Here is a 353-nt window from a genome sequence, read left to right as displayed (position 1 = left end):
GTGCAGCAAGATCTTCATTGAACATGAACTGCTCCCTCAGCGTGAAATAAAAAGCTACAATGATCCCGACTCCTCTAAGATAATTTGAAGTAAGACCTAATTTTACCAGGGTCCAAAGACTCACTTTATGTTCCCATTGCGGTAAAGCTTTAGTTGAGTCCGGGCCCATTACTTCAGAATCATCTAAATAATTTTCTGCAGCAGCTTCAGCTCTTTCTTCTTCGGCATGAGCCATAAGTTTATCAGCCAAAGCATTTGCCTTCTCTCCGGAAAGGGCCCTGATCTCCACTTCCTTATCCTGACTCCCTGCTGTTTCCACTACCACACTATATACTCCAATAATGCGCTGCAAA

General features: G+C 43.3%; 1 pseudogene. It reads right to left on the bottom strand.

Annotated elements, in window-relative coordinates:
• Nucleotides 1-353, bottom strand: a pseudogene (locus HC176_RS17905) (hypothetical protein); the annotation flags it as partial.

Source organism: Tamlana crocina (assembly GCF_012037625.1).
This window is presented reverse-complemented; position numbering and strand designations above follow the sequence as displayed.